We start from the raw sequence: 22626 nt of genomic DNA, 5'->3' as shown, positions 1-22626 counted from the left end.
GGCGGCGCCCGCCGCGCTGCAGCAGGCGCTCGACCACGACGAGACGTTCGTCGCCGTCGCGGACGTCGACTGGGCGCGCCTCGCGCCGGTGTTCGCCTCCGTACGCCCCAGCCCCCTCCTCGCCGACCTGCCCGAGGCGGCCGGGGCCCTGGGCGCCGGAGACGGCGACGCCGACGCCGCGGGCACCGGCCCGGCCGCCGACGGCGCGCCCGGCCCGCTGGCCGCCCGGCTCGCCGGGCTCGACGCCGACGGGCGCCGGGCGGAACTGCTCACCCTGGTGCGTACGGCCACCGCCGAGGTGCTCGGCCACCCCGGGGCGGAGGCGGTGGACCCGTACCGCCCCTTCCAGGACCTGGGCTTCGACTCCCTGGCCGCCGTCTCGCTCCGCAACCGCCTCGGCGAGGCGGCCGGGCTGCGGCTGCCGTCGACCCTCGTCTTCGACCACCCGACGGCGGGCGCCGTCGCGGAGTTCCTGGCCGGCGAACTGCTGGGCGCGGCGGGGACCGACGCGCCGGGGTCCGCGCACGACCCCGGGGGCGGCGGCGCCATCGGCTTCGACCCCGCGTACGACTCGCGGCCGGAGGTCGAGCGGGCCGTGGCCGGGTTCACCGACGAGGAGTTGTTCGCGTTCATCGACGAGCGGCTGGACGCCTTCGAGCACTTCGAGCACTGAGGACGGCGAGGACGGCAATGGCGAGCACGGCGGACACCGGGAACGAGGCGCGCCTCCGGGACTACCTGGAGCGCGTGACCGTCGACCTGCACGAGGCGCTGCGCCGGCTGGACCGGGCGGAGCGGCGCGACCGCGAGCCCGTCGCGGTCGTCGGCATGGCCTGCCGCTTCCCGGGCGGTGTGGCGACGCCGCAGGGGCTGTGGGAGCTGCTGGCCGCGGGGCGGGACGCGATCGGCGGGTTCCCCGCGGACCGGGGCTGGGACCTGGACGGGCTGTACCACCCCGACCCCGACCACCCGGGGACCAGCTATGTCCGGCACGGCGGGTTCCTGTACGACGCGGGCGACTTCGACGCCGAGTTCTTCGGGATCTCGCCGCGCGAGGCCCTGGCCATGGACCCGCAGCAGCGGCTGGCGCTGGAGACGGCGTGGGAGGCCGTCGAGCGGGCGGGGATCGACGTCTCCGCGCTCGCGGGCAGCCGCACCGGCGTCTTCGTCGGGACCAGCGGCCAGGACTACGGGATGCTCACGGCGACGACCGCCGACCGCGTCGAGGGCTACGTGATGACGGGCAACGCCGCGAGCGTGCTGTCCGGGCGGCTCTCGTACACCCTGGGCCTGGAGGGTCCGGCCCTGACGGTGGACACCGCCTGCTCGTCGTCGCTCGTGAGCACGCACCTCGCCGCGGGGTCGCTGCGCGCGGGGGAGTGCGACCTGGCGCTGGCGGGCGGGGTGACGGTGCTGGCGACGCCCGCCGGGTTCGTGGAGTTCAGCCGGCAGCGGGGGCTGGCGCCGGACGGGCGCTGCAAGTCGTTCGCGGCGGCGGCCGACGGCACCGCGTGGGGCGAGGGCGTGGGGATGCTGCTGCTGGAGCGGCTGTCCGACGCGCGGCGCCACGGCCACCCGGTGCTGGCGGTGATCCGCGGCTCGGCCGTCAACCAGGACGGCGCCAGCAACGGCCTCTCCGCCCCCAACGGGCCCTCCCAACAGCGCGTCATCCGGGCGGCGCTGGCCGCCGCGGGCCTCACGCCCGGGGACGTGGACGCCGTGGAGGCCCACGGCACGGGCACCAGGCTCGGCGACCCCATCGAGGCGCAGGCGCTCCTCGCCGCGTACGGGGGCGGGCGGGCCGCGGAACGGCCGCTGTGGCTCGGCTCGCTGAAGTCGAACTTCGGCCACACGGCGGCGGCGGCCGGGGTCGCCGGGATCATCAAGACGGTCCTGGCGCTCCGCCACGGGCAGCTGCCCGCCACCCTCCACGTGGACGAGCCGACGCCGCACGTCGACTGGGCGGCGGGGGACGTACGGCTGCTGACGGAGCGTACGGAGTGGCCGGCGGCGGACGGGCCGCGGCGGGCGGGGGTGTCGGCGTTCGGGGTCAGCGGCACCAACGCGCACCTGATCGTGGAGGAGGCGCCGGCGGCCGGGGAGAGTGGGGCGGGCGGCGCGGCGCCGGCCGCGGGTGCGGAGACGCCGCTGGTGATCGGCGCCGCGGCCGGGCCGGCGGTGCCGTGGCCGCTGTCGGCCCGTACCGAGGACGACCTGCGCGCCCAGGCCGCCCGGCTCCACGCCCACCTCACCGCGGACCCCGCCGCGGATCCTGCCGCGGATCCCGCCGCGGATCCTGCCGCGGATCCTGCCGCGGATCCCGCCGCCGGTCCCGCCGCGGCGTTGGACACCGGCTTCACGCTCGCCGCAGGCCGGCGGCCGTTCCCGCACCGGGCCGTACTCACCGCCGCCGACGCGAACGGCTTCGCGCGGGGGCTGCGGGCGCTGGCCGACGGGCGCTCGGCGGCGGGCGTCGTACGCGGCGAGGCGCGGCAGGACGCCGCCGGCCCGGGGCCGGTGTTCCTCTTCGGCGGCGGCGGCTCCCACTGGGCCGGGATGGGCCGCGCGCTCCTCGACGCCTCACCGGTCTTCGCCGACACCATCGCCGCCTGCGAAAAGGCGCTCGCGCCCCACGTCGGCTGGTCGCTCCGCGACGTCCTCCGGGACGCCGAAGGCGCCGGTCTGGAGCGGGCCGACGTCGTCCAGCCGGCGCAGTGGGCAGTCGCCGTGGCGCTCGCCGAGCTGTGGCAGGCGTGCGGCGTACGCCCCGCGGCCGTCGTGGGCCACTCGCAGGGCGAGATCGCCGCGGCCGTCGTCGCCGGAGGGCTCTCCCTCGACGACGGCGCCGCCGTGATCGCCCACCGCGGCGCCGTACTCCACACCCTCGCGGGGCAGGGCGGCATGGCCGTCGTACCGCTGCCCGAGGACGCCGCCGCCGAACGCCTCGCGCCCTGGGCCGGCCGGCTGACGATCGCGGCCGTCAACGGGCCCGGCGGGGTCGTGGTCTCCGGGGAGACCGCGGCGCTGGACGAGCTGCTGGCGGCCCTGGCCGCCGAGGAGGTCGACGCCCGCAGGGTACGGGTGGACTTCGCCGCGCACTCGCCGCAGATCGAATCGCTCCGCGCCGAACTGCTCGCCGGCTGGCGGGACATCCGGCCGCGGCCGGGACGGGTGCGGTTCGTCTCGACGGTCACCGGGGAGCCCGGCGACACCGCGGACCTCGACGCGGACTACTGGTACCGCAACGCGCGGAGCACCGTCCGCTTCGGCACGGCGGTCGCGGGGCTGGCCGCGGCGGGGCACCGGGAGTTCGTCGAGGTGGGCGCCCACCCGGTGCTCACCTCGGCGGTGCAGGAGGTCCTCGACGCGGAGGGGGCCGGCCCGGGCTCGGCCGTGCTCGGCACGCTGCGGCGGGACGACGGCGGCGCGGACCGGTTTGTCACGGCGCTGGGGGAGGCGTACGCGGCGGGGCTCCCGGTCGCGTGGCCCGCGCTGTTCGCCGGCACCGGCGCCCGCCGCCGCGAGCTGCCCACGTACCCCTTCCGGCGCGAACGGTTCTGGCTGGCGCCGGCGCCGCAGGGCACGGGGGACACCGGCGGGGACGACCGGTTCTGGGACCGCGTACGGGAGGGGGACGCCCGGACCCTGGAGAAGGAGATCGGCGTGGCGTCGGGCGCGCTGGACGCCGTGCTGCCCGCGCTCGCCGACTGGCGGGCCCGCGAGCAGGAGCGCCCCGCAGTCCCCGCGGACCCCGCAGGTCCGGCGGACCCCGCGGGCCCCGGCGACGCCGCCGGGGCGGGACCGGGGCCGGGGCTGCGGCAGCGGCTGGCCGAGGCCACCGGCGACGAGCTGCGCGCCCTGCTGGCCGACCTGGTCAGGACCGAGGTGGCGGCCGTGCTCGGGCACGCCGACCCCGCGGCGCTGCCCGACCGGGGGCTGCTGGAACTGGGCTTCGACTCGCTCACCACCGTCGAACTCCGCAACCGGCTCAACAGCGCCACCGGCGCCCGGCTGCCGGCGGCCGTGCTCACCCGGAACCCCGATCCGGCCGCGCTCACCGAGCAGTTGTACGCCGAGCTGTCCCCGTCCCCGTCGCCCGGGACGCCCGGCCCGTACGACGCGGGGGGCGCCTTCCTGCCCGCGATGTTCCGCGGCGCGCTGGCGCAGGGGCGTACGCGGGAGTTCGTGGACCTGCTGGGCCGGGCGGCTTCGTTCCGTGCGGCGTTCACCGGGCCGGACGACCCGGGCGCGCTCCCCGCGCCCGTCGACCTCACCGCCGTGGGCGCGGGGCCGCGGCTGATCGCGCTGCCCAGCGCGCTGGCGGCGTCGGGGCCGCACCAGTTCGCCCGGCTCGCCGCCGCCCTCCACGGCGACCGCGGCGACCGCGGCGACCGGGACGGCGACCGCGGCGGTCACCGTGTGACGGCCCTGCCCCTCCCCGGCTTCCGCCCCGGCGAACCCCTCCCCGCCGACCTCCCCGCGCTGCTCGACGCCCTGGCCGCCGCCGCCCGGCGCGCGGCGGACGGCGAGCCCTTCGCCCTCGTCGGTTACTCCTCCGGCGGGCTGCTCGCGCACGCCCTCGCCGAACGGCTGGGCGCCGCGGCCGTCGTCCTGCTCGACAGCCGGCCGCTGACCGCGTACACCCCGGCGGACCACCCCGAAATCCTCGACGGCGTCGCCGCCCGCATGGACGTCGTCGACGACACCCGCCTCACCGCGATGGGCCGCTACCTGGAACTCCTGCACACCCTGCACCCCGAGCCGACCCCCGTCCCCACCCTGCTGGCCGCCGCGGAGCGGCCGATCCCGGCCCGGCCCGTGCCGTGGCCGCTGCCGCACACCGAAGTCGTCGTACCGGGCGATCACTTCACCCTCATCGAAGACCACGCCGCGACGACCGCCGCCGCCGTGAGCGCGTGGCTGAGCAACGTCTGGAGAACGAAGGATGAGTAACGACCAGGACCGCACCACGGAATCCACCGACGACCCCGTCGTCGTGGTCGGCGCCGGCCCCTGCGGCCTGGTGATCGCCTGCGAGCTGCTGCGGCTCGGCGTCCCGACCCGGCTGCTGGAGGCCGACAGCGAGCCGCACCGCGGCTCCCGCGCCGTCCTGCTCTGGCCGCCCACGCTCGACGTGCTCGACGGGCTCGGCATGCTCGACGACGCGCAGGCGCGCGGCGTGCGACCCGCCGCCCTCGCGTACCACATGCCCGACGGCAAGATGCTCCGCGTCGCGCTGGGTAAGACGAACGAGCCGCTGGTGCTGCCGCAGCAGGAGACCACCCAACTCCTGCTGGGCGTGCTGGAGAAGCTTGGCGGCCGGGTCGAGTACGGGGTCCGCGTCACCGACGTCAGCACCGCCGACGACGCCGTCACCCTGCGCACCGAGGGCCCGGACGGCGCGACCGACACCGTCACCACCCCCTGGCTGATCGGCGCCGACGGCGTCGGCAGCACGGTGCGCCAGAAGCTCGGCATCCCCTTCGAGGGCGGCAGCGTGCCGATGACGTTCGTGCTGGCCGAGGGGGAGGTGACCGGCGACTTCGGGCGGGACGCGGTGCAGTACTTCCTCGGCCACAAGGGCGCCGTGCTGCTGTCGCCGCTGCCGGGCGGCCTGGTCCGTATCTCCGGGCCCGTCCCGCCCGACATGCCGATGACGCGGGAGGCGGTGCAGCAGATGCTCGACGAGCGCGCCCCCGCCGGCCTGCGCTATGTCTCCGCCACCTCCATCGACTCGTTCACCAGCCAGGAGCGCATCGCCAAGACCCTGCGCTCCGGCCGCGCGTTCCTCGCCGGCGACGCCGCCCACGTCCACTCCGTCGTCGGCGGCCAGGGCCTCAACCTCGGCATCCAGGACGGCCGCAACCTGGCCTGGAAGCTGGCCGGCGTGATCCACGGCACCCTGTCGCCCGCGGTGCTCGACAGCTACACCACCGAGCGGCGGGCCGTCGCCGAGCAGGTCGTGGCGACCACGGGCCGCATGATCCGGCAGGCCGCCGCCGGGCCCCTCGCCTCCCGGGTACGGAACGTGGTGTGGGCCCTGATGCAGGCCACGGGCACCCTGCGGCGCTGGTACGCGCCCATGCTGGCCGGCCGGCTGACCCGCTACCCCGACGTGCTCTTCGGCACCCCCGGGCCCAAGCCGCCCCGCGGGCTGCCGGCCCCCGGCAGCCGCACGCCCGCCTGGGTCCCGGCGGCGGAGCCCGGGCAGGACGGCTTCCGCCTGCTCACCCTGGGGCCGGCCGGCGGCTCCGCCGCCGCTCCCCTACGGCCGGCCGCCGAGTCCCTGGCCGCCGGCCATCCGGACATGCTGACCCACGTCCACGTCACCGGACGCAGGGCGGGCTGGCTGCTGCTGCGCCCGGACGGGTTCGTCGCCGCCGCCGGCAAGGGCGCCGCGCAGCTGGCCGCGGTCGAGTCGCTTCTCGCCCGGGTGGTTGCCGACGGGGCGGGAAACCCCGGGTCGTAGGGCCGGAAGGCGCAGGTCAGGGAGGTGTACGGGCGGGCCGCGGGGTCGGCGGCGTGGGTCGTCGGGCGGGGCCGGATGTTTCACGTGAAACGCCCGGACGGCGTAACGGCCCGCCCGGGGGGTTCCGGGCTGATCCGCGAAGGTGGTAGACCCGAGGGCACGAGGTCCGATTCGTCGCCGTACGCTGGCGGGAACCGCGGTCCCGGGGTGCTCGTTGGACCCGGTGGGTACCGTGGTCAGCCGGGCCCGGCAATGTTCGTCAAGCGGCGCGGCCCGCGCCGGATTGGGGCAGGGTAAGTCATGGGTGTCAGCCTCGCTAAGGGTGGAAACGTCTCGCTGTCGAAGGAGGCGCCGGGGCTCACAGCCGTCGTCGTCGGCCTCGGCTGGGACGTGCGCTCCACCACCGGAGCGGACTTCGATCTCGACGCGAGCGCGCTGCTGCTCGGCGCGGACGGGAAGGTCTCCTCCGACCAGCACTTCATCTTCTTCAACAACCTGAAGAGCCCCGACGGCTCCGTCGAGCACACCGGTGACAACCTCACCGGTGAGGGTGAGGGCGACGACGAGCAGGTGAAGGTGAACCTGGCGGGTGTGCCCGCCGAGATCGACAAGATCACCTTCCCGGTGTCGATCTACGAGGCGGAGAGCCGCCAGCAGAGCTTCGGCCAGGTGCGCAACGCGTTCATCCGCGTCGTCAACCAGGCCGACAACGCCGAGATCGCCCGCTACGACCTCAGCGAGGACGCCTCGACCGAGACCGCCATGGTCTTCGGCGAGCTGTACCGCCACGGGGCCGAGTGGAAGTTCCGCGCCGTGGGCCAGGGGTACGCCTCCGGGCTGCGCGGCATCGCGCAGGACTTCGGCGTCAACGTCTGAGCCGGAGTCACGGTCTGAGCCGGTAACGGCTCTCCCGGTGGTGGACCCGCGGGCTTGCGTGCCCGCGGTCCCCGCCCTGCCCGGTCAGCGGACCGGCGGCGGCCGAGCCGTCGCCGGTCCCGCCGTTTCCGGGGGCGGCCTCCCGGCCCGTCCGTGGGCGGCGGGCGCGCCGTGCGTATGCGACGGGCCACTCCGCGCGGAACCGGCCCCCTGGCGCCGGAGGCCACCCCGTACGCTGGCGGGGTGACCGATCCCGCGGAACCCGCCGAGCAGACGCCCCACGACGACGAGCACGCGCGCGCCGCCGGGTCCGCCGGCGGCGGCGAGCACACCGAGGGTGCGGACGGCGGCGCCGAGCGGCTGGAGCGCGCCGTGCGGGCCGCGGAACAGGCCCTCATCGAGTTCGAGGTGGCCGTCGAGACGTTCCGTATCGAGGTCGACAACTTCTCCCGCCTGCACCACCAGCGCCTCGGCCCCATGTACAGCCGCCTCGACGAGCTGGACGCCCTCATCGCCGAGGCCCAGGCCGAGCGGACGGGCGACCCGGAGGACAAGCGCCGTGCCGACGAGGCGCGGGCGCTGGTCATGCCGATGCCCGGCGTCGAGGAGCTGTTCGGCGGCTGGCTCGACTCCGACGGGCTGTCGCCGGAGGCGGCCGACATGCTCACCGGCCGCCCGGTGTCGCCGCCGCCGCGGGTGCGGCCCAGCGAGGCGGCCCGCCGGCTCTACCGCGAGCTGGCCCGCATGGCGCACCCCGACCTCGCGCAGGACGAGCACGAGTCGGACCGCCGCAGCGCGTTCATCGCCCGCGTGAACACCGCGTACGCCTCCGGCGACGTGGAGGCCCTGACCGCGCTCAAGGCCGAGTGGGAGGCCGGGCCCGCGCCCGAAGAGCCCGCGCGCAGCCGCAGCGAGGAGCTGTACGCGCGGCTGGAGTGGCTGGCGCAGCGCAAGGAGCTGCTGGTGTCGGTGGCGAAGCAGCTGGAGGAGGGCGCGATCGGCCAGATGCTGAAGCTGGCGCCCGACGACCCGGACCGGCTGCTGGAGGAGATCGCCGAGGAGCTGCTGACCCGGGTCGCGGAGAAGGAAGCCAAGCTGGCGGAGCTGGCCCGCGGCTGAGCCGGCGGGCGACCGGACGCTCCCTGCGCGTCCGGCGGTCGGTGTCCGGTAGCGTCGTGGTATGAGCTTTGGTCACGTACCCACGGTCGGCGTCGGCGAGCTGGCGGAGGCCGACTTCCTGCTGGACGTCCGCGAGGACGACGAGTGGCAGGCAGGCCACGCCGAGAGCGCCCTGCACATCCCGATGAGCCGGTTCGCCGCCCGCTACGGCGAGGTGACCGAGGCGGCGCCGCAGGACGGCCGGATCAACGTGATCTGCCGCTCCGGCGGGCGCTCCGCGCAGGTCGCGATGTATCTGGCGCAGCAAGGGCTGGACGCCGTCAACGTCGACGGCGGCATGGAGGCGTGGGCCGCCGCCGGGCGGCCGGTCGTGGACGACCAGGGCGCCCCAGGCCACGTGCTCTGACGCGCCCGCGGCCCGTCCCGGGTCACCCGTCGAAGTCCAGCTCCACCTGCTCCGTCACCGGGTGCGACTGGCAGGCCAGCACGTATCCGGCGGCCAGCTCGTCCGGCTCCAGCGCGTAGCTCCGGTCCATGCGGACCTCGCCGCGGACCAGGAACGCCCGGCACGTGCCGCAGACGCCGCCCCGGCAGGCGTACGGGGCGTCCGGGCGGGCCCGCAGCACCGCGTCGAGCAGCTTCTCGCCCGGCCGCAGCGGCCAGCTCCCGGAGCGCCCGGCGAGGGTGGCGGTCAGCGTGCTGTGCTCGGGCACCGCGGGGGGTACCGCCCATGCCCGCAGGGCTATGGGGGACGCCGGGGGAGGCGGCGCCGGGGCGTCGTCGACGTGGAATATCTCCTCGTGGATCTGGCGGCGCGGCACCCCCAGCGCGCGCAGCCCGCGCTCCGCCTGCTGGATGAGCCCCAGGGGCCCGCACAGGAACCAGCCCTCGACCTCGGCCACCGGCAGCAGCGCGGGCAGCAGCTCCGTCAGCCGCTCCGCGTCCAGCCGCCCGGCGGGCAGCCCCGCCTGCTGCTCCTCGCGGCTGAGCACCTGCACGACCTGCAGCCGGTCGGGATAGCGGTCCTTGAGGTCGGCGACCTCCTCCAGGAACATCGCGGAGTCCGCGGACCTGTCGCTGCGGACCAGGCAGAAGCGGGCGGCCGGGTCGCGCCCGAGGAGGGTCGCGGCGAGGGAGAGCACGGGCGTGACGCCGCTGCCGCCGACCACCGCGCCGTAGCGCCCGCCGGGGACGGCGGCGCCGCGCAGCCCGAAGCGGCCGGCGGGGGTGAGCACGGGCAGGGTCTCCCCCGGCGCGAGCCGCCGGTTGACGTACGGCGAGCAGGCCCCGCCCGCGACCTCGCGGACGCCCACGGTCAGCTCGGCGGGCTCGGGGTCCTCGGGGGAGCAGATCGAGTACGTGCGGCGGTCGCTGGCGCCGCCGTCGGTGCCGGTGGGGATGCGCAGGGCGAGGTGCTGGCCGGCGCGGAAGCCGTAGGCGGTGCGCAGCTCGGGCGGGACGGCGAAGGTGACGGCGACGGCGTCGTCCGTGAGGCGGCGGACGTCGGCGACCTTGAGGTCGTGGAAGACGGCGTGCCCCCGGGGCGCGGCGGGGGAGGTCACGTGTCTTCTCCTAGGGCGCCACGGGGATCAGGCCGGGAGCATATCGGACTCCTGAAGGCCCGCAGCGGGTAAGCCGATCCGCCTTCGGGCTGGCTCAGTGTCTGGTAGCGTCCTGGACGCGGGTTGCGAGAACCAAGCTTCCTGCGCGTGCTGGTCGAGAGCCAAGACAGCACATGCACCTCCAAGCTTGTTGCATCAAACCGGGCAGGTTCCGTCCCGGCTGGTGTTGAGGGAGTAGGACCTTTCGGGTCGCTGACCCGCCGGGCTTCCTGAGCCAGGAATCCCCTGCTTCGGCCGGGGAGGGTTCAAGTCAGCTCCTTGAAGTGGTCGAACGGTTCAAGGCAGTCGGTGCAGCGGCACAGCGCCTTGCAGGCCGTAGACGAGAACGGGGAGAGCAGGACGGTATCGGCCGAGCCGCAGTGTGGACAGCGCACGGGCTCGGCCTTTCCGCTCTGCGGAAGGGCGGCCACAGGTGTGGCGCCCCGTCGCGGGCCCAGCGTCACCGGCACCGGGCCGGACGGGCGGGTCGTACGGGGTGGGGCGATGCCCGCCTCCGCCAGCTTCCGGCGGCCCTCCGCCGTGATGTCGTCCGTCGTCCACGCCGGCGCCAGCACGCGCCGGACGCGCACCTCCGCCATCCCGCCGCGCTCGCGCAGCACCCGCTCGATGTCCTCGGCCATCGACTCCACGGCGGGGCATCCCGTGTACGTCGGCGTCAGCTCGACCTCCACCGCCGCCGCGCCGGTCCTGCGCACCCCGCGCACCACGCCCAGCTCCGCCAGCGTCAGCATCGGCAGCTCCGGGTCCGGCACGCCGCCGGCCAGCTCCCGCAGCCGCCCCTCCAGCGCGGTGTCCGCGGGGGCGCCCGCCGGGGTGTCCGTGCGGCCGTCCGCCGGGGCGCCCGTCCGGGTGTCCCCCGGAGTTTCCGCGCCGGCTCCCGCCCCGGTCTCCGCGTCCGTCACCATGTCGCCCCCGGGTGGCTGCGGTGCAGATGCTGCATCTCGGCGAGCATCAGCCCGAACGGCTCCGTGTGCACGCCCTCGCGTCCCGCACCGGCCGACCAGCCTGTGCCGCGCGGCCCCTCGGGCAGCGTGAGCGTGGCGCGCTCCAGCACCCCGCCCACGGTCTCCCGCCACGCCGCCGCCAGCCCGGCCCAGTCCAGCGCCAGGCCCTCGACGGGGCGGAACAGCTCGCCCGTGTACCGCCAGAGCGCGTCGAGGCCGGCCTGCATCCGGGCGTGGGAGGTCCCGGTGCCGTCGCCGAGGCGCAGCGTCCACTGCTCGGCGTGGTCGCGGTGGTACGCGACCTCCTTGACGGCCTTCGCCGCGAGCGGCGCCAGCGCGCCGGCCGGCTCCCCGCCCGCGCCCGCGGCCAACTGCCCGTAGAGCAGCTCCTGGTAGACGGAGAAGTACAGCTGGCGGGCGATCGTCCGGGCGAAGTCGCCGTTGGGCTGCTCGACCAGCTGCACGTTGCGGAAGGCGCGTTCCTCGCGGCGGAACGCCAGCTCGTCCTCGTCGCCGACGAGGGACAGCAGCGTGCGCGCCTGGCCGAGCAGGTCGAGCGCGATGTTCGCGAGGGCGACCTCCTCCTCCAGGACCGGGGCGTGGCCCGTCCACTCCGTGAGCCGGTGGGAGAGAACGAGGGCGTCGTCGCCCAGCGCCAGCGCCGCGGCGGGGGCGGCCGGGGCGGCCGGGTCCGGGGCCGTGCTCACAGGTTCCGCACCCCCTCCGGCAGGTCGTAGAACGTGGGGTGGCGGTACGGCTTGTCGGCGGCGGGTGCGAAGAACGGGTCCTTCTCGTCGGGCGAGGAGGCGGTGACCGCGGCGGACGGCACGACCCACACCGAGACGCCCTCCTGGCGGCGGGTGTAGAGGTCGCGGGCGTTGCGCAGGGCCATGGCGGCGTCCGGGGCGTGCAGCGAGCCGGCGTGCACGTGCGACAGGCCGCGCCTGCTGCGCACGAACACCTCCCACAACGGCCACTCCCCCGCAGAAGCACCCGAGCCCCCGCCACCGGCTGCGCCGACCCGGCCGCTCGCGCCTCCGCGGGGGCCCAAGCCGGAGCCCGTGCCTGCCCCCGCGCCGGAACCTGCCCCCGCGCCGGGGCCTGTGTCCGCCGTGGGACCTGCGCCCGCGCGGGGGCCCGCACCCGTGCTGGAGCCCGTGCCCGTCCCCACGCCGGGACCTGCGCCCACGCCGGGACCTGCGCCTGCGCTGGAGCCTGTGTCCGTCCCCGAGCCGGTGCCCGCGCCCGCCGCCCTGCCGGGGCCCGCGCCCGCACCCGCGTCTCGGTTCGCCGCGCCCGGGTCTCCGCCCGGCCCCGTCCCCGCGTCGGGGCCCGTGTCCGGCTCCGCGTCGGGGCCCCGGCCCGTATCCGATCCCGCCGTGCCCGCCGCAGGCGAACCCGCGCTCATGCCGCCGCCTCCCCGGGCCCCGCGGCCCCGAGCGCCCGCTTTGCGGCGTACGCCGCGGCCGCCTCGCGCACCCACGCGCCGTCCTCGTGCGCCCGCCGCTTGCGGTCGAGCCGCTGGTCGTTGCACGGCCCGTTCCCGCGCAGCACCTCCTTGAACTCCGCCCAGTCGATGGCCCCGAAGTCGTGCTGCCCCCGCTCCTCGTTCCACTTCAGGTCGGGGTCCGGGAGCGTCAGGCCCAGGATCTCGGCCTGCGGGACGCAGATGTCGACGAAGCGCTGCCGCAGCTCGTCGTTCGAGTGCCGCTTGATCTTCCAGGCCATGGACTGCGCCGAGTGCGCCGACTCGTCGTCGGGCGGGCCGAACATCATCAGCGACGGCCACCACCAGCGGTCGACCGCGTCCTGGGCCATCGCGTGCTGCTCGGGGGTGCCGTGCGCGAGGGTGTGCAGCAGCTCGTACCCCTGGCGCTGGTGGAAGGACTCCTCCTTGCAGATGCGGACCATCGCGCGCGCGTACGGGCCGTAGGAGCAGCGGCACAGCGGCACCTGGTTGATGATCGCGGCGCCGTCCACGAGCCAGCCGATGGCGCCGACGTCGGCCCAGGTGAGCGTGGGGTAGTTGAAGATCGAGGAGTACTTCTGGCGGCCGGCGTGCAGCTTGTCCAGCAGCTCGTCCCGGCCGGTGCCGAGGGTCTCGGCGGCGCTGTACAGATACAGGCCGTGCCCGGCCTCGTCCTGCACCTTGGCGAGCAGGATCGCCTTGCGGCGGAGGGAGGGGGCGCGCGTCAGCCAGTTCGCCTCGGGCTGCATGCCGATGATCTCGGAGTGCGCGTGCTGGGCGATCTGGCGCACGAGCGTCGCGCGGTAGGCGTCGGGCATCCAGTCGCGCGGCTCGATGCGCTCGTCCGCGGCGATCTTCGCCTCGAACGCGGCCTCCTGCGGGGGCGCGGGCCCCGCCGCCCCCGGGTCCGTACGAGGTCCGGAAGCCGCCTCGGCTCCGGACCGGCTGCCTCTTTCGGTGATCGTCTCCGGCATCTCGGCTCCCGCACCCTCCCTACCGACCGATCGTTCGGTTCCATGCTCCTGGACCGGCCTTACGCTGTCAAGGTCGGTTTCTGCCCCCGCACGCTGCGCGGAGGCGGTCGGGGTGGGTAGCGTGCCGGTCCTAAGGACCGGAGGAGACGGGAGCCCGGGGGTTATGGAATCGCGCCAGCCGGACGAGAGCCGCGCCGGCATACCCGACGGCGGGGACGCCGCGGGGCCGGCGGCGGAGCCGGAGCCGGAGACGGGGCCGCGGCCGGCGCTCGGCGTCGCCGGGCTCTCGCCGTTCTCGCGCGTCGTCGTCGCGCTGGCCATCGCGGCGCTGGTCGGCGTCGTCACGGTGCACCTGGGCGCCGGCTTTCTGCACGTCGCGCCGGCGAACACGCTCAGCAAGAAGCACGACGAGACGATCGACCGCATCGTGTTCCCCGAGTTCGAGCAGAACTGGCGGCTGTTCGCGCCCAACCCGCTGCAGACCAACATCCACGTCGAGGTGCGGGCGCGGCTGCAGATGCCCGACGGCGGCGCTCGGGAGACCGGCTGGGTCGACCTCACCGCCATGGACCACGAGGACATCAAGGGCAACCCGGCGCCCAGCCACACCGTGCAGAACGAGCTGCGCCGGGGCTGGGACTACTGGACCGACACCCACGACGAGGACAACCGCGCCGTCTCCGACCGCGCCGACCTCGCCGAGGACTACGTCAAGCGCATCGTGATGCGGCGCCTGGGGCCCGTGCTGAACGACGGCCGGGTCGCGCGGATCCAGCTCCGGCAGGCGAGCCGCCGGATACCGCCGCCGCCGTGGAGCGACGAGCAGTGGGACACCGCGCCGACCTACCGCGAACTGCCCTGGTGGATCATCACGGCGGAGGACCTCATGGAGAGCGACCGTGAGGTGTGGGAGGAGAGGGCCCAGTGACCTCGGCAGCGAACCCGCCCCCCACGCCCCCGGGACCGCCCGCGCCTCCCGCGCCCCGCGCGCCCTCCGCGTCCCCCACGCCGCCCCCGCCCCCGAAGGTCCCGTCGGCGCGCGAGCTGCGCCGGCGCTTCGAGGACGCCCTCACCCGCGGCCTCGGCCACGTCACGACCCGGACGCTCGGCCCGTACCAGACGGCGGTCGTCCGCATCGGCTTCGCGTTCACCTGGCTCTGCTTCCTGCTGCGCGAACTCCCGCACCGGCACGAGCTGTACGGACCGGACGGGCCCTGGAGCTTCGACCTCGGCAAGCGGCTGATCGACGAGACCGACGCGTTCACGCTGCTGATGTGGTCGCGCAGCGACTTCTGGTTCGAGATCGTCTACCTGCTCGCCGTGGCGGCCAGCGCGATGCTGCTGGTGGGGTGGCGGACGCGGACGGCGTCCGTGCTGTTCATGGTCGGCGTCCTGTCGCTGCAGAACCGCAGCATCTTCATGGGCGACGGCGGCGACAACGTCATCCACCTCATGGCCACGTACCTGGTGGTCACGCGCTGCGGCCAGGTGTGGTCCCTGGACGCGCGCCGGGCGCGGCGGCAGGCGGAGCGCGCGGGCGCGGAGCGCGGGGGGCCGGGCGCGGCGCCGCCGCGGGACACGGTTGGCGTGGTGCTGTGGGCGGTGCTCGGCGGCGCGCTGCTCACCGTGACCGTGCTGGGGCACCTGACCTGGGGCTGGTCGCTGATCTTCTGGGGGCTGTGGGTCGCGCAGGCGGTGTGGTGGGCGGCGCACCGCGCCGCGTCCGACGAGCCGCGCACGGTCTGCGACGTGCTGGCGAACCTCGCGCACAACGCCGGACTGCTCGTGATCATGGCCCAGGTCTGCTTCATCTACGCGACCGCCGGCTGGTACAAGGTCCAGGGCACCCGCTGGCAGGACGGCACCGCCGTCTACTACCCGCTGAAGCTGGACTACTTCACCCCCTGGCCCGGCCTCGCGGACATGATGGCGGGCAACGGGACGATGATCATGCTGCTGGCCTACGGCACGGTCATCGTGCAGGTCGCCTTCCCGTTCACGCTCTTCAACCGGCGGCTGAAGAACGTGCTGCTGACCATCATGATCATCGACCACGCGTCGATCGCCGTGATCATGGGGCTGCCGTTCTTCTCGGCCGCGATGATCTCGGCGGACCTGGTCTTCCTGCCGACGGTCTTCCTGATGTGGACGGGTGCCAGGGTCACGGGGCTGAAGAACCTGCTCCTCGGCCGGGTGCCCGACACCGGCCCGCCCGCGAAGCGCCCGCCGGCCGGCGGCGGGGCGGACGCGCCGGACCCGACGGTCCCCGCCCAGGCAGGCCCCCCGGAGGCGCACGCGGACGTCCGCCCGGGCTGAGGGACGCGGACGGTACGGGCCCGGGAGCGGACCGGCGGCCCGGGGCGGCGGTTACGGGACCGGCCACCGGACCGGCGGCACGGGGCCGGGGCCGGGCCCGGGGGGTCGGGCCCGCGCGCGTAGGCTCGCCGCATGACCGGGGACGTCGTACGGCAGTGGCGCGCGGCCGCCGCGGACGACGGCGCCGTGCTGCTCGACGGCTTCCACGCCCTCAAGCACGCCCTGCGCTTCGGCGCCCGCGTACGGATCGCCGCCACCGCCTCCCGCACCGACGCGCTCGTCCTCGCCCGCGAGCTGGCGCCCGACCTCGCCGCGCGGCTGGACGCCCTGCTCGTCGAACTGCCCGACCGGCAGTTGCGCGAGCTGGTGCCCCGGCGGCACCCCACCGGCGTCGCCGCCCTGGCCGACCGGGCCGACGCGGCGGCGGTGCGCGCCGCGCGGCGGGCGCCCCGCACGGCGCCGGTCGTCGTCCTCGACAACCCCCGCAACCTCGGCAACGTCGGCGCCGTCGTCCGCCTCGCCGCCGGCATGGCCGCCACCGGCGTCGTGACCACCGGCGACACCGACCCCTGGCACCCGGGCGCGGTCCGCGGCGCCGCCGGGCTGCACTACGCCACCGCCGTCGCCCGCCTTCCGCTTGACGGCCTGCCCGCCGCCGTGCCCGGCCCGCTCTACGCGCTCGACCCCGACGGCGAGGACCTGCGCACCCTGCGGCTGCCGGACGACGCGCTGCTCGCCTTCGGCTCCGAGCGGCACGGCATCTCCCCGGCCCTGCGCGCTCGCGCGGACCGGCTCGTGTCGCTGCCGATGCGCCCGCTGGTGTCCAGCTACAACCTCGCCACCAGCGTGGCCATGGCGCTCTACCACTGGTCCCGGGACGCCGGCCGGGCCGGCCCTGGGCCCCGGTAGCCGGGTTCCGCCGGTGCTACGCCGGGCGCCGCACCTCGACGGTCCGGAAGCGGTTCGCGACGAACGCCCCGTCCGTCAGCGCCGCGTTCGCCGCCGGGTTGCCGCCGGAGCCGTGGAAGTCGGAGAAGGCCGCGGTCTGGTTCACATACACCCCGCCGGTGAGGTTGACGGACAGCTGCGCCGGCTCCTCCAGGCACGCCTCCTCGACGAGCCGCTCCACCTCCGGCGAGGTCGTGTACGCCCCGACCGTCATGGCGCCCTTCTCACGGATCGTGCGCCGCAGCAGCTCCACCGCGTCGCCCGTGGAGCCGACCGCGACCGCGAACGACACCGGCCCGAAGCACTCCTCCAGATACGCCGCCTCGGCCTCCGGCTTCGCGGCGTCCAGCTTGACGATCACCGGCGTGCGCACCGTGGCGCCGGGGAACTCCGGATGGACCACCGCGCGCGTGGCCAGGGCGACCTCGCCCAGTCCGGGCGCGGCCTCCAGCCGCTCCTTCACGCCCGGGTTGACGATCGCGCCGAGCAGCGCGGCGGCCCGCTCGTCGTCGCCGAGGAGCTTGTCGACCGCGGCGGCGAGGCCGGCGACCACCTCGTCGTACGACTTGCGGCCCTGGTCGGTGTCGATGCCGTCCCGGGGGATCAGCAGGTTCTGCGGGGTGGTGCACATCTGGCCGCTGTAGAGCGAGAGGGAGAAGGCGAGGTTGGCGAGCATGCCGCGGTAGTCGTCGGTGGAGTCGACCACGACCGTGTTGACGCCGGCCTTCTCCGCGTAGACCTGCGCCTGGCGGGCGTTGTCCTCCAGCCACTCGCCGAAGGCGGAGGAGCCGGTGTAGTCCACGATCCGGATCTCCGGGCGCAGCGCCAGGGTCTTGGCGACGCCCTCGCCGTCCCGCTCGGCGGTCAGACACACCAGGTTCGCGTCGAACCCGGCCTCCGCGAGCACCTCGCGGGCGGCCTGCACCGTCAGGGCCAGCGGCAGCACGGCCCGCGGGTGCGGCTTGACCAGCACCGCGTTGCCCGTCGCCAGGGAGGCGAAGAGGCCCGGATAGCCGTTCCAGGTCGGGAAGGTGTTGCAGCCGACGAGCAGCGCGACGCCGCGCGGCACCGCCGTGAACGTCTTGCGCAGCTCCAGCGGGTCCCGCTTGCCCTGCGGCTTGGACCACTCGGCGGCCTGCGGCGTCCGGCTCTGTTCCGCGTACGCGTACGCCACGGCCTCCATGCCGCGGTCCTGCGCATGCGGCCCGCCGGCCTGGAAGGCCATCATGAAGGCCTGTCCCGACGTGTGCATCACCGCGTGCGCGAACTCGTGGGTGCGGGCGCTGATCCGGGCCAGGATCTCCAGGCACACCAGCGCCCGCAGCTCGGGCCCGGCCTCCCGCCACGCCCCCGTCGCCGCGCGCATCGCGGGCAGCAGCACGTCCGGGTCCGCGTGCGGATACGTGACGCCCAGCTCCACCCCGTACGGCGAGACCTCGTCCCCGGCCCAGCCGTCCGTGCCGGGCTGGCCGAGGTCCATGCGGGTGCCGCGCAGCGCCTCGAAGGCCGCGTGCCCGTCGGCGGGGGCGCTCTCCCCGTACGCCTTCGGGTGCTCGGGGTGCGGCGACCAGAAGGCGCGGCTGCGGATCGCGTCCAGCGCCCGGTCGAGGGCCGGGCGGTGCTTCCCGGCGAGCGCGTCGGGCGTCAGGGTGGCGGGCATGCGGAACCAACTCCTCGTCGAGCTGGGCGGAAATCGGGCTTCGCCGCTAGAGTAACCGAATGATCGGTCGGGGCAAGAGAGGCTGTGGATAAGTGGCCGAGAGCAGGCGGACGGGCGCGCCGGGCGGCGCGAAACGGGACACGTACACCCCCGAGACGCTCCTCGCCGTGGCCGTCGAGGTCTTTCTGGAGCGGGGGTACGACGGCACCTCGATGGAGCACCTCTCCCGCGCCGCGGGCATCTCCAAGTCCTCCATATACCACCACGTGCGCGGCAAGGAGGAGCTGCTGCACCGCGCGGTCAGCCGCGCCCTCGACGGCCTCTTCGGCGTCCTCGACGAGCCCGCCGCGCGCACCGGCCGGGCCGTCGACCGGCTGGAGGCGGTCGCCCGGGGCACGACCGAGGTGCTGATGGCGGAGCTGCCGTACGTCACGCTGCTGCTGCGCGTGCGCGGCAACACCGAGACGGAGCGCTGGGCCATGGAGCGCCGGCGCGACTTCGACGCCCGCGTGGCGGCGCTGCTGAAGGAGGCCGTGGCCGACGGCGACCTGCGGGCGGACGTGGACGTCCGGCTGGCCACCCGGCTGCTCTTCGGGATGATCAACTCGATCGCGGAGTGGTACCGCCCGCGCGCGGGCAACGCCCACGACGACGCCGAGGTCGCGGGGGCCGTGGTAACGCTGGCCTTCGCGGGCCTGCGGACCTGAGCCCCGGGGGGACCGTACTCAGCCCGGCAGGTCGTTCTGCAGGTCCGTCTCCTCGAAGACCAGCAGCGTGCGCGTCGACAGCACCTCCGGAATCGCCTGGATCCGGGTCAGCACCAGGTCGCGCAGCGCGCGGTTGTCCTCCGTGTGCACCAGCAGCAGCACGTCGAAGTCCCCGCCCACCAGCGCGATGTGGGCCGCGCCGGGCAGCTGTTCGAGCTGCCGGCGCGCCGTGCGCCAGGTGTTCTGGACGATCTTCAGCGTGATGTACGCGGACGTCCCCTGCCCCGCCCGCTCCTGGTCGATACGGGCGGCGAAGCCGCGTATCACGCCGTCGTCGATGAGGCGGTTGATGCGGGCGTAGGCGTTCGCGCGCGAGACGTGGACCTGCTCGGCCACGGAGCGTACGGAGGCCCGGCCGTCGGCGCGCAGGATGCCGATGATCCCGCGGTCGACGGCGTCGAGCGGGCGGGCCGGCGGGCGCGGCGCGGGCACCGCGGGCCCCGCGGGGGCGGTGCTCGGCAGGTCGGGGGCGTCGTCGGCCAACTGTTCTTCCGTCATGCCGCTGCGCCTCCCGTGTCTGGACGACCTGCTGGTATTGGAAGCTGTGCAGAACCGTTTGTCCACAGGCTGGGGTTCCCTGTAGCCAAATTGTGCCGGCAACCGAACAATCGGTAGGGAGCCCACGAGGCTTAGCCACGCCACGAGCACGACCCTGAGCACGCCCACGAGGAGGTGGACGTCATGACGGTTCTTGAGCAGCCCGGCCGCGCCTATCACCCGGCGCCCCCGCCGGCCTGGAAGCCGCGCACCGACGCGGCACCCCTGCTGCCCGACCCCGAGCCGCACCGCGTGCTCGGCACCGCCGCGGCGGAGAAAACCGAGGCGGGACTGCTCCGCGAGCTGTACGGCGCCCTGGTCACCGGCCGGCGGTACAACGAACAGGCGACCACCCTGACCAAGCAGGGCCGCCTCGCCGTCTACCCGTCCACCACCGGCCAGGAGGCCTGCCAGGTCGCCGCCGCCCGCGCCCTGCGCCCGCAGGACTGGCTCTTCCCCAGCTACCGGGACACGCTCGCCGTCGTCGCCCGCGGCGTCGACCCCGTGCAGGCCCTCACCCTCCTCCGCGGCGACTGGCACACGGGCTACGACCCCGCCGAGCACCGCATCGCCCCCCTGTGCACCCCGCTCGCCACCCAGCTCCCGCACGCCGTCGGCCTCGCCCGCGCCGCCCGGCTCAAGGGCGACGACGTCGTCGCCCTCGCCATGGTCGGCGACGGCGGCACCAGCGAGGGCGACTTCCACGAGGCGCTGAACTTCGCCGCCGTCTGGCGCGCGCCCGTGGTCTTCCTCGTGCAGAACAACGGCTACGCCATCTCCGTCCCCCTCGCCAAGCAGACCGCCGCCCCCTCCCTCGCCCACAAGGCGGTGGGGTACGGGATGCCGGGCCGTCTCGTCGACGGCAACGACGTGGTGGCCCTGCACGATGTCCTCACCGAGGCCGTCGAGCGGGCCCGGGGCGGCGGCGGCCCGACGCTCGTGGAGGCCGTCACCTACCGCATGGACGCGCACACCAACGCCGACGACGCCACGCGGTACCGCACGGACAGCGAGATCGAGCCCTGGCGCGCCCACGACCCCGTCGCGCTGCTGGAGCACGAGCTGACCGGCCGCGGCCTGCTCGACGAGGCGGGTGCGGCCGCGGCCCGCGCGGCCGCGGAGGAACTGGCCGCGGACATGCGCGAGCGGCTGCACGCCGACGCCGAGCTGGACCCGGTGGACCTCTTCACGCACGTGTACGCCGAGCCGACGCAGCAGCTCCGCGCGCAGGAGAGCCTGCTGCGCGCGGAGCTGGAGGCGGAGCTGCAGGCGGAGCCGCAGACCGGGGGAGAGTACCGATGACGACGACCGCCGTCGCCCGCACCGCTGCCGGGCCCAGGCCCGCCACCATGGCGCAGGCCCTCACGCGCGCCATGCGCGACGCCATGGCAGTCGACCCCGCCGTCCACGTCATGGGCGAGGACGTGGGGCAGCTCGGCGGCGTCTTCCGCATCACCCAGGGTCTGGCCGACGAGTTCGGCGAGGACCGCTGCACCGACACCCCGCTGGCCGAGGCCGGCATCCTCGGCACCGCCGTCGGGATGGCGATGTACGGGCTGCGGCCCGTGGTGGAGATGCAGTTCGACGCCTTCGGCTACCCCGCCTTCGAGCAGCTCGTCAGCCACGTCTCCCGGATGCGCAACCGGACCCGGGGCGCCACCCCGATGCCGCTGACCATCCGCGTCCCGTACGGCGGCGGCATCGGCGGCGTCGAGCACCACGGCGACTCCTCCGAGGCGTACTACACGGCCACCCCCGGGCTGCACGTGCTCACGCCCGGCACCGTCGCCGACGCCTACGGGCTGCTGCGCGCGGCCATCGCCTCCGACGACCCCGTGGTCTTCCTGGAGCCCAAGAGGCTCTACTGGTCGAAGGCCGACTGGGACCCCGAGCAGCCGGAGCAGGTCCCGGGCATCGGCCGGGCGGTGGTTCGCCGCCCGGGCACGACGGCCACGCTCGTCACGTACGGCCCGTCGGTGCCCGTCTGCCTGGAGGCCGCCGAGGCCGCCCGGGAGGAGGGCTGGGACCTCGAAGTCGTCGACCTGCGCTCCCTGGTGCCGTTCGACGAGGAGACGGTCGTCGCGTCCGTACGGCGCACGGGCCGCGCCGTCGTCGTCCACGAGGCGCCCGGCTTCGCCGGCCCCGGCGGCGAGATCGCGGCCCGCCTCGGCGAGCGCTGCTTCCACTACCTGGAGGCGCCCGTGCTGCGCGTCGCCGGCTTCGACATCCCGTATCCGCCGCCGATGCTGGAGAAGCACCACCTGCCCGGCGTGGACCGCGTGCTGGACGCGGTGTCGCGGCTGCAGTGGGAGGCCGAGTGGACGGAGGGCGGCTGATGCCGGAGGTCCGCGAGTTCGCGCTGCCCGACCTCGGGGAGGGCCTGACGGAGGCGGAGATCGTCGGCTGGCTGGTGGAGGTCGGCGACGTCGTCGCCGTCGACCAGCCGGTGGTGGAGGTGGAGACGGCCAAGGCGATGGTCGAGGTGCCGTGCCCGTACGCGGGCGTGGTCACCGCCCGCCACGGCGAGCCGGGCACGGAGGTCCCCGTGGGGGCGGTGCTGGTCACGGTGGCGGTGGACGCCGGAACCGGAGCCGGGTCCGCGCCCGGCGGCGGGAGCGGAGCGCGGGACGGAGCCGGGGGCGGATACCGGGGCCGGATCGAGGACAGGATCCGCGGTGCCGCGGCCGGTCCGGCGGGCGGCACGGCGGACCGTGCGGCCGGCGGAGTGGTCGAGGGTGCGGTCGACGGTCCCGTGGCGGACGGTGCGCGGGCCGCGGCCGAGTTCGCCGGTGAGGAGACGGGCGGCTCGGGCACCGTCATCGTCGGCTACGGCACGAGCGCCGAGGGCACGCGGCGGCGCAGGCGGGGCCCGGCGGGAGCCGGCCGCGCCCGGGGCCGGGCGGCCGGTGACCGCCCGCCGGGCGGC

Annotated in this window: 20 protein-coding genes; 13 read left to right on the top strand and 7 right to left on the bottom strand. The window is 75.5% G+C overall.

What is annotated here, in order from left to right; all coding sequences use genetic code 11:
• The 6 genes from ABD317_RS15360 to ABD317_RS15335 all read left to right on the top strand — a co-directional run.
• Positions 1-673 (top strand): acyl carrier protein (locus tag ABD317_RS15360; RefSeq protein ID WP_344290539.1); only part of this gene is annotated, 673 nt, incomplete at its 5' end.
• Between the two features lie 17 nt (positions 674-690).
• Entirely contained in the window at positions 691-4953 is a 4263-nt protein-coding gene (locus ABD317_RS15355; protein WP_344290538.1) for a type I polyketide synthase, read from the top strand.
• Positions 4946-6469, top strand: coding sequence for an FAD-dependent monooxygenase (locus ABD317_RS15350; RefSeq protein WP_344290537.1), 1524 nt, complete (start codon positions 4946-4948; stop codon positions 6467-6469). Before ABD317_RS15355 ends, ABD317_RS15350 begins: the two co-directional genes overlap by 8 nt.
• Positions 6470-6769: 300 nt before the next feature.
• The gene (locus tag ABD317_RS15345; protein ID WP_344290536.1) at positions 6770-7345 is read left to right on the top strand and encodes a TerD family protein; all 576 of its coding nucleotides are present in this window, start codon (positions 6770-6772) and stop codon (positions 7343-7345) included.
• 243 nt (positions 7346-7588) lie between these two features.
• Positions 7589-8464, top strand: coding sequence for a hypothetical protein (locus tag ABD317_RS15340; protein WP_027756534.1), 876 nt, complete (start codon positions 7589-7591; stop codon positions 8462-8464).
• Between the two features lie 61 nt (positions 8465-8525).
• On the top strand, positions 8526-8870 hold the full coding sequence (locus ABD317_RS15335) for a rhodanese-like domain-containing protein (RefSeq protein ID WP_344290535.1): 345 nt from the start codon (positions 8526-8528) through the stop codon (positions 8868-8870).
• A gap of 22 nt (positions 8871-8892) precedes the next feature.
• Here the strand turns inward: ABD317_RS15335 and ABD317_RS15330 are convergent, their stop codons facing one another.
• The 5 genes from ABD317_RS15330 to paaA form a co-directional block, all read right to left on the bottom strand.
• Positions 8893-10026: a 2Fe-2S iron-sulfur cluster-binding protein gene (locus ABD317_RS15330; RefSeq protein ID WP_344290534.1), complete on the bottom strand. Its 1134-nt coding sequence runs from the start codon at positions 10024-10026 to the stop codon at positions 8893-8895.
• A gap of 305 nt (positions 10027-10331) precedes the next feature.
• Entirely contained in the window at positions 10332-10991 is a 660-nt protein-coding gene (gene paaD / locus ABD317_RS15325) for a 1,2-phenylacetyl-CoA epoxidase subunit PaaD (RefSeq protein WP_344290533.1), read from the bottom strand.
• Positions 10985-11737, bottom strand: a complete 753-nt coding sequence (paaC, locus tag ABD317_RS15320) for a 1,2-phenylacetyl-CoA epoxidase subunit PaaC (protein ID WP_027756538.1) — start codon at positions 11735-11737, stop codon at positions 10985-10987. Before paaC ends, paaD begins: the two co-directional genes overlap by 7 nt.
• Positions 11734-11985, bottom strand: coding sequence for a 1,2-phenylacetyl-CoA epoxidase subunit PaaB (gene paaB / locus ABD317_RS15315; protein ID WP_344290532.1), 252 nt, complete (start codon positions 11983-11985; stop codon positions 11734-11736). Before paaB ends, paaC begins: the two co-directional genes overlap by 4 nt.
• Positions 11986-12434: 449 nt before the next feature.
• On the bottom strand, positions 12435-13472 hold the full coding sequence (paaA, locus tag ABD317_RS15310; protein ID WP_344290531.1) for a 1,2-phenylacetyl-CoA epoxidase subunit PaaA: 1038 nt from the start codon (positions 13470-13472) through the stop codon (positions 12435-12437).
• Positions 13473-13635: 163 nt separating this feature from the next.
• On the opposite strand from paaA, the gene ABD317_RS15305 reads away from it, so the two are divergent.
• The 3 genes from ABD317_RS15305 to ABD317_RS15295 all read left to right on the top strand — a co-directional run bounded on the left by ABD317_RS15305 (position 13636) and on the right by ABD317_RS15295 (position 16697).
• Entirely contained in the window at positions 13636-14400 is a 765-nt protein-coding gene (locus ABD317_RS15305; protein ID WP_344290530.1) for a DUF5819 family protein, read from the top strand.
• Positions 14397-15788, top strand: a complete 1392-nt coding sequence (locus ABD317_RS15300; RefSeq protein WP_344290529.1) for an HTTM domain-containing protein — start codon at positions 14397-14399, stop codon at positions 15786-15788. Before ABD317_RS15305 ends, ABD317_RS15300 begins: the two co-directional genes overlap by 4 nt.
• A 132-nt stretch (positions 15789-15920) precedes the next feature.
• Positions 15921-16697 (top strand): TrmH family RNA methyltransferase, encoded by a 777-nt coding sequence (locus ABD317_RS15295; RefSeq protein WP_344290528.1) that lies wholly within the window; start codon positions 15921-15923, stop codon positions 16695-16697.
• A gap of 16 nt (positions 16698-16713) precedes the next feature.
• Here ABD317_RS15295 and paaN read toward each other — a convergent pair whose 3' ends face one another.
• Complete coding sequence (paaN, locus tag ABD317_RS15290) at positions 16714-18396, bottom strand: phenylacetic acid degradation protein PaaN (protein ID WP_344290527.1); 1683 nt, start codon at positions 18394-18396, stop codon at positions 16714-16716.
• Positions 18397-18488: 92 nt separating this feature from the next.
• On the opposite strand from paaN, the gene ABD317_RS15285 reads away from it, so the two are divergent.
• Entirely contained in the window at positions 18489-19103 is a 615-nt protein-coding gene (locus ABD317_RS15285; protein ID WP_344290526.1) for a TetR/AcrR family transcriptional regulator, read from the top strand.
• Between the two features lie 18 nt (positions 19104-19121).
• Here the strand turns inward: ABD317_RS15285 and ABD317_RS15280 are convergent, their stop codons facing one another.
• Entirely contained in the window at positions 19122-19661 is a 540-nt protein-coding gene (locus tag ABD317_RS15280; RefSeq protein ID WP_344290525.1) for an Lrp/AsnC family transcriptional regulator, read from the bottom strand.
• Between the two features lie 183 nt (positions 19662-19844).
• On the opposite strand from ABD317_RS15280, the gene pdhA reads away from it, so the two are divergent.
• From pdhA to ABD317_RS15265, 3 genes are all read left to right on the top strand, one after another.
• Positions 19845-21002, top strand: coding sequence for a pyruvate dehydrogenase (acetyl-transferring) E1 component subunit alpha (pdhA, locus tag ABD317_RS15275; protein WP_344290524.1), 1158 nt, complete (start codon positions 19845-19847; stop codon positions 21000-21002).
• The gene (locus tag ABD317_RS15270) at positions 20999-22036 is read left to right on the top strand and encodes an alpha-ketoacid dehydrogenase subunit beta (RefSeq protein WP_344290523.1); all 1038 of its coding nucleotides are present in this window, start codon (positions 20999-21001) and stop codon (positions 22034-22036) included. Before pdhA ends, ABD317_RS15270 begins: the two co-directional genes overlap by 4 nt.
• Positions 22036-22626: biotin/lipoyl-containing protein (locus tag ABD317_RS15265; protein ID WP_344290522.1), on the top strand; the 591-nt coding region annotated here is incomplete at its 3' end. The genes ABD317_RS15270 and ABD317_RS15265, both read left to right, overlap by 1 nt.

Source organism: Streptomyces synnematoformans (assembly GCF_039531005.1).
In the GTDB taxonomy this organism is placed as follows: Bacteria; Actinomycetota; Actinomycetes; order Streptomycetales; family Streptomycetaceae; genus Streptomyces; species Streptomyces synnematoformans.
Note: the sequence above shows the minus strand (reverse complement) of the source record. Positions and strands in the feature narration are given on the sequence as shown.

Bases quoted from the DNA above. Each gene is read 5' to 3' on its own strand.
- ABD317_RS15355 (WP_344290538.1), top strand. From the start codon at position 691: ATGGCGAGCACGGCGGACACCGGGAACGAGGCGCGCCTCCGGGACTAC.
- ABD317_RS15350 (WP_344290537.1), top strand. From the start codon at position 4,946: ATGAGTAACGACCAGGACCGCACCACGGAATCCACCGACGACCCCGTC.
- ABD317_RS15345 (WP_344290536.1), top strand. From the start codon at position 6,770: ATGGGTGTCAGCCTCGCTAAGGGTGGAAACGTCTCGCTGTCGAAGGAG.
- ABD317_RS15335 (WP_344290535.1), top strand. From the start codon at position 8,526: ATGAGCTTTGGTCACGTACCCACGGTCGGCGTCGGCGAGCTGGCGGAG.
- paaD (WP_344290533.1), bottom strand. From the start codon at position 10,991: ATGGTGACGGACGCGGAGACCGGGGCGGGAGCCGGCGCGGAAACTCCG.
- paaA (WP_344290531.1), bottom strand. From the start codon at position 13,472: ATGCCGGAGACGATCACCGAAAGAGGCAGCCGGTCCGGAGCCGAGGCG.
- ABD317_RS15305 (WP_344290530.1), top strand. From the start codon at position 13,636: ATGGAATCGCGCCAGCCGGACGAGAGCCGCGCCGGCATACCCGACGGC.
- ABD317_RS15295 (WP_344290528.1), top strand. From the start codon at position 15,921: ATGACCGGGGACGTCGTACGGCAGTGGCGCGCGGCCGCCGCGGACGAC.
- paaN (WP_344290527.1), bottom strand. From the start codon at position 18,396: ATGCCCGCCACCCTGACGCCCGACGCGCTCGCCGGGAAGCACCGCCCG.
- ABD317_RS15280 (WP_344290525.1), bottom strand. From the start codon at position 19,661: ATGACGGAAGAACAGTTGGCCGACGACGCCCCCGACCTGCCGAGCACC.
- pdhA (WP_344290524.1), top strand. From the start codon at position 19,845: ATGACGGTTCTTGAGCAGCCCGGCCGCGCCTATCACCCGGCGCCCCCG.
- ABD317_RS15270 (WP_344290523.1), top strand. From the start codon at position 20,999: ATGACGACGACCGCCGTCGCCCGCACCGCTGCCGGGCCCAGGCCCGCC.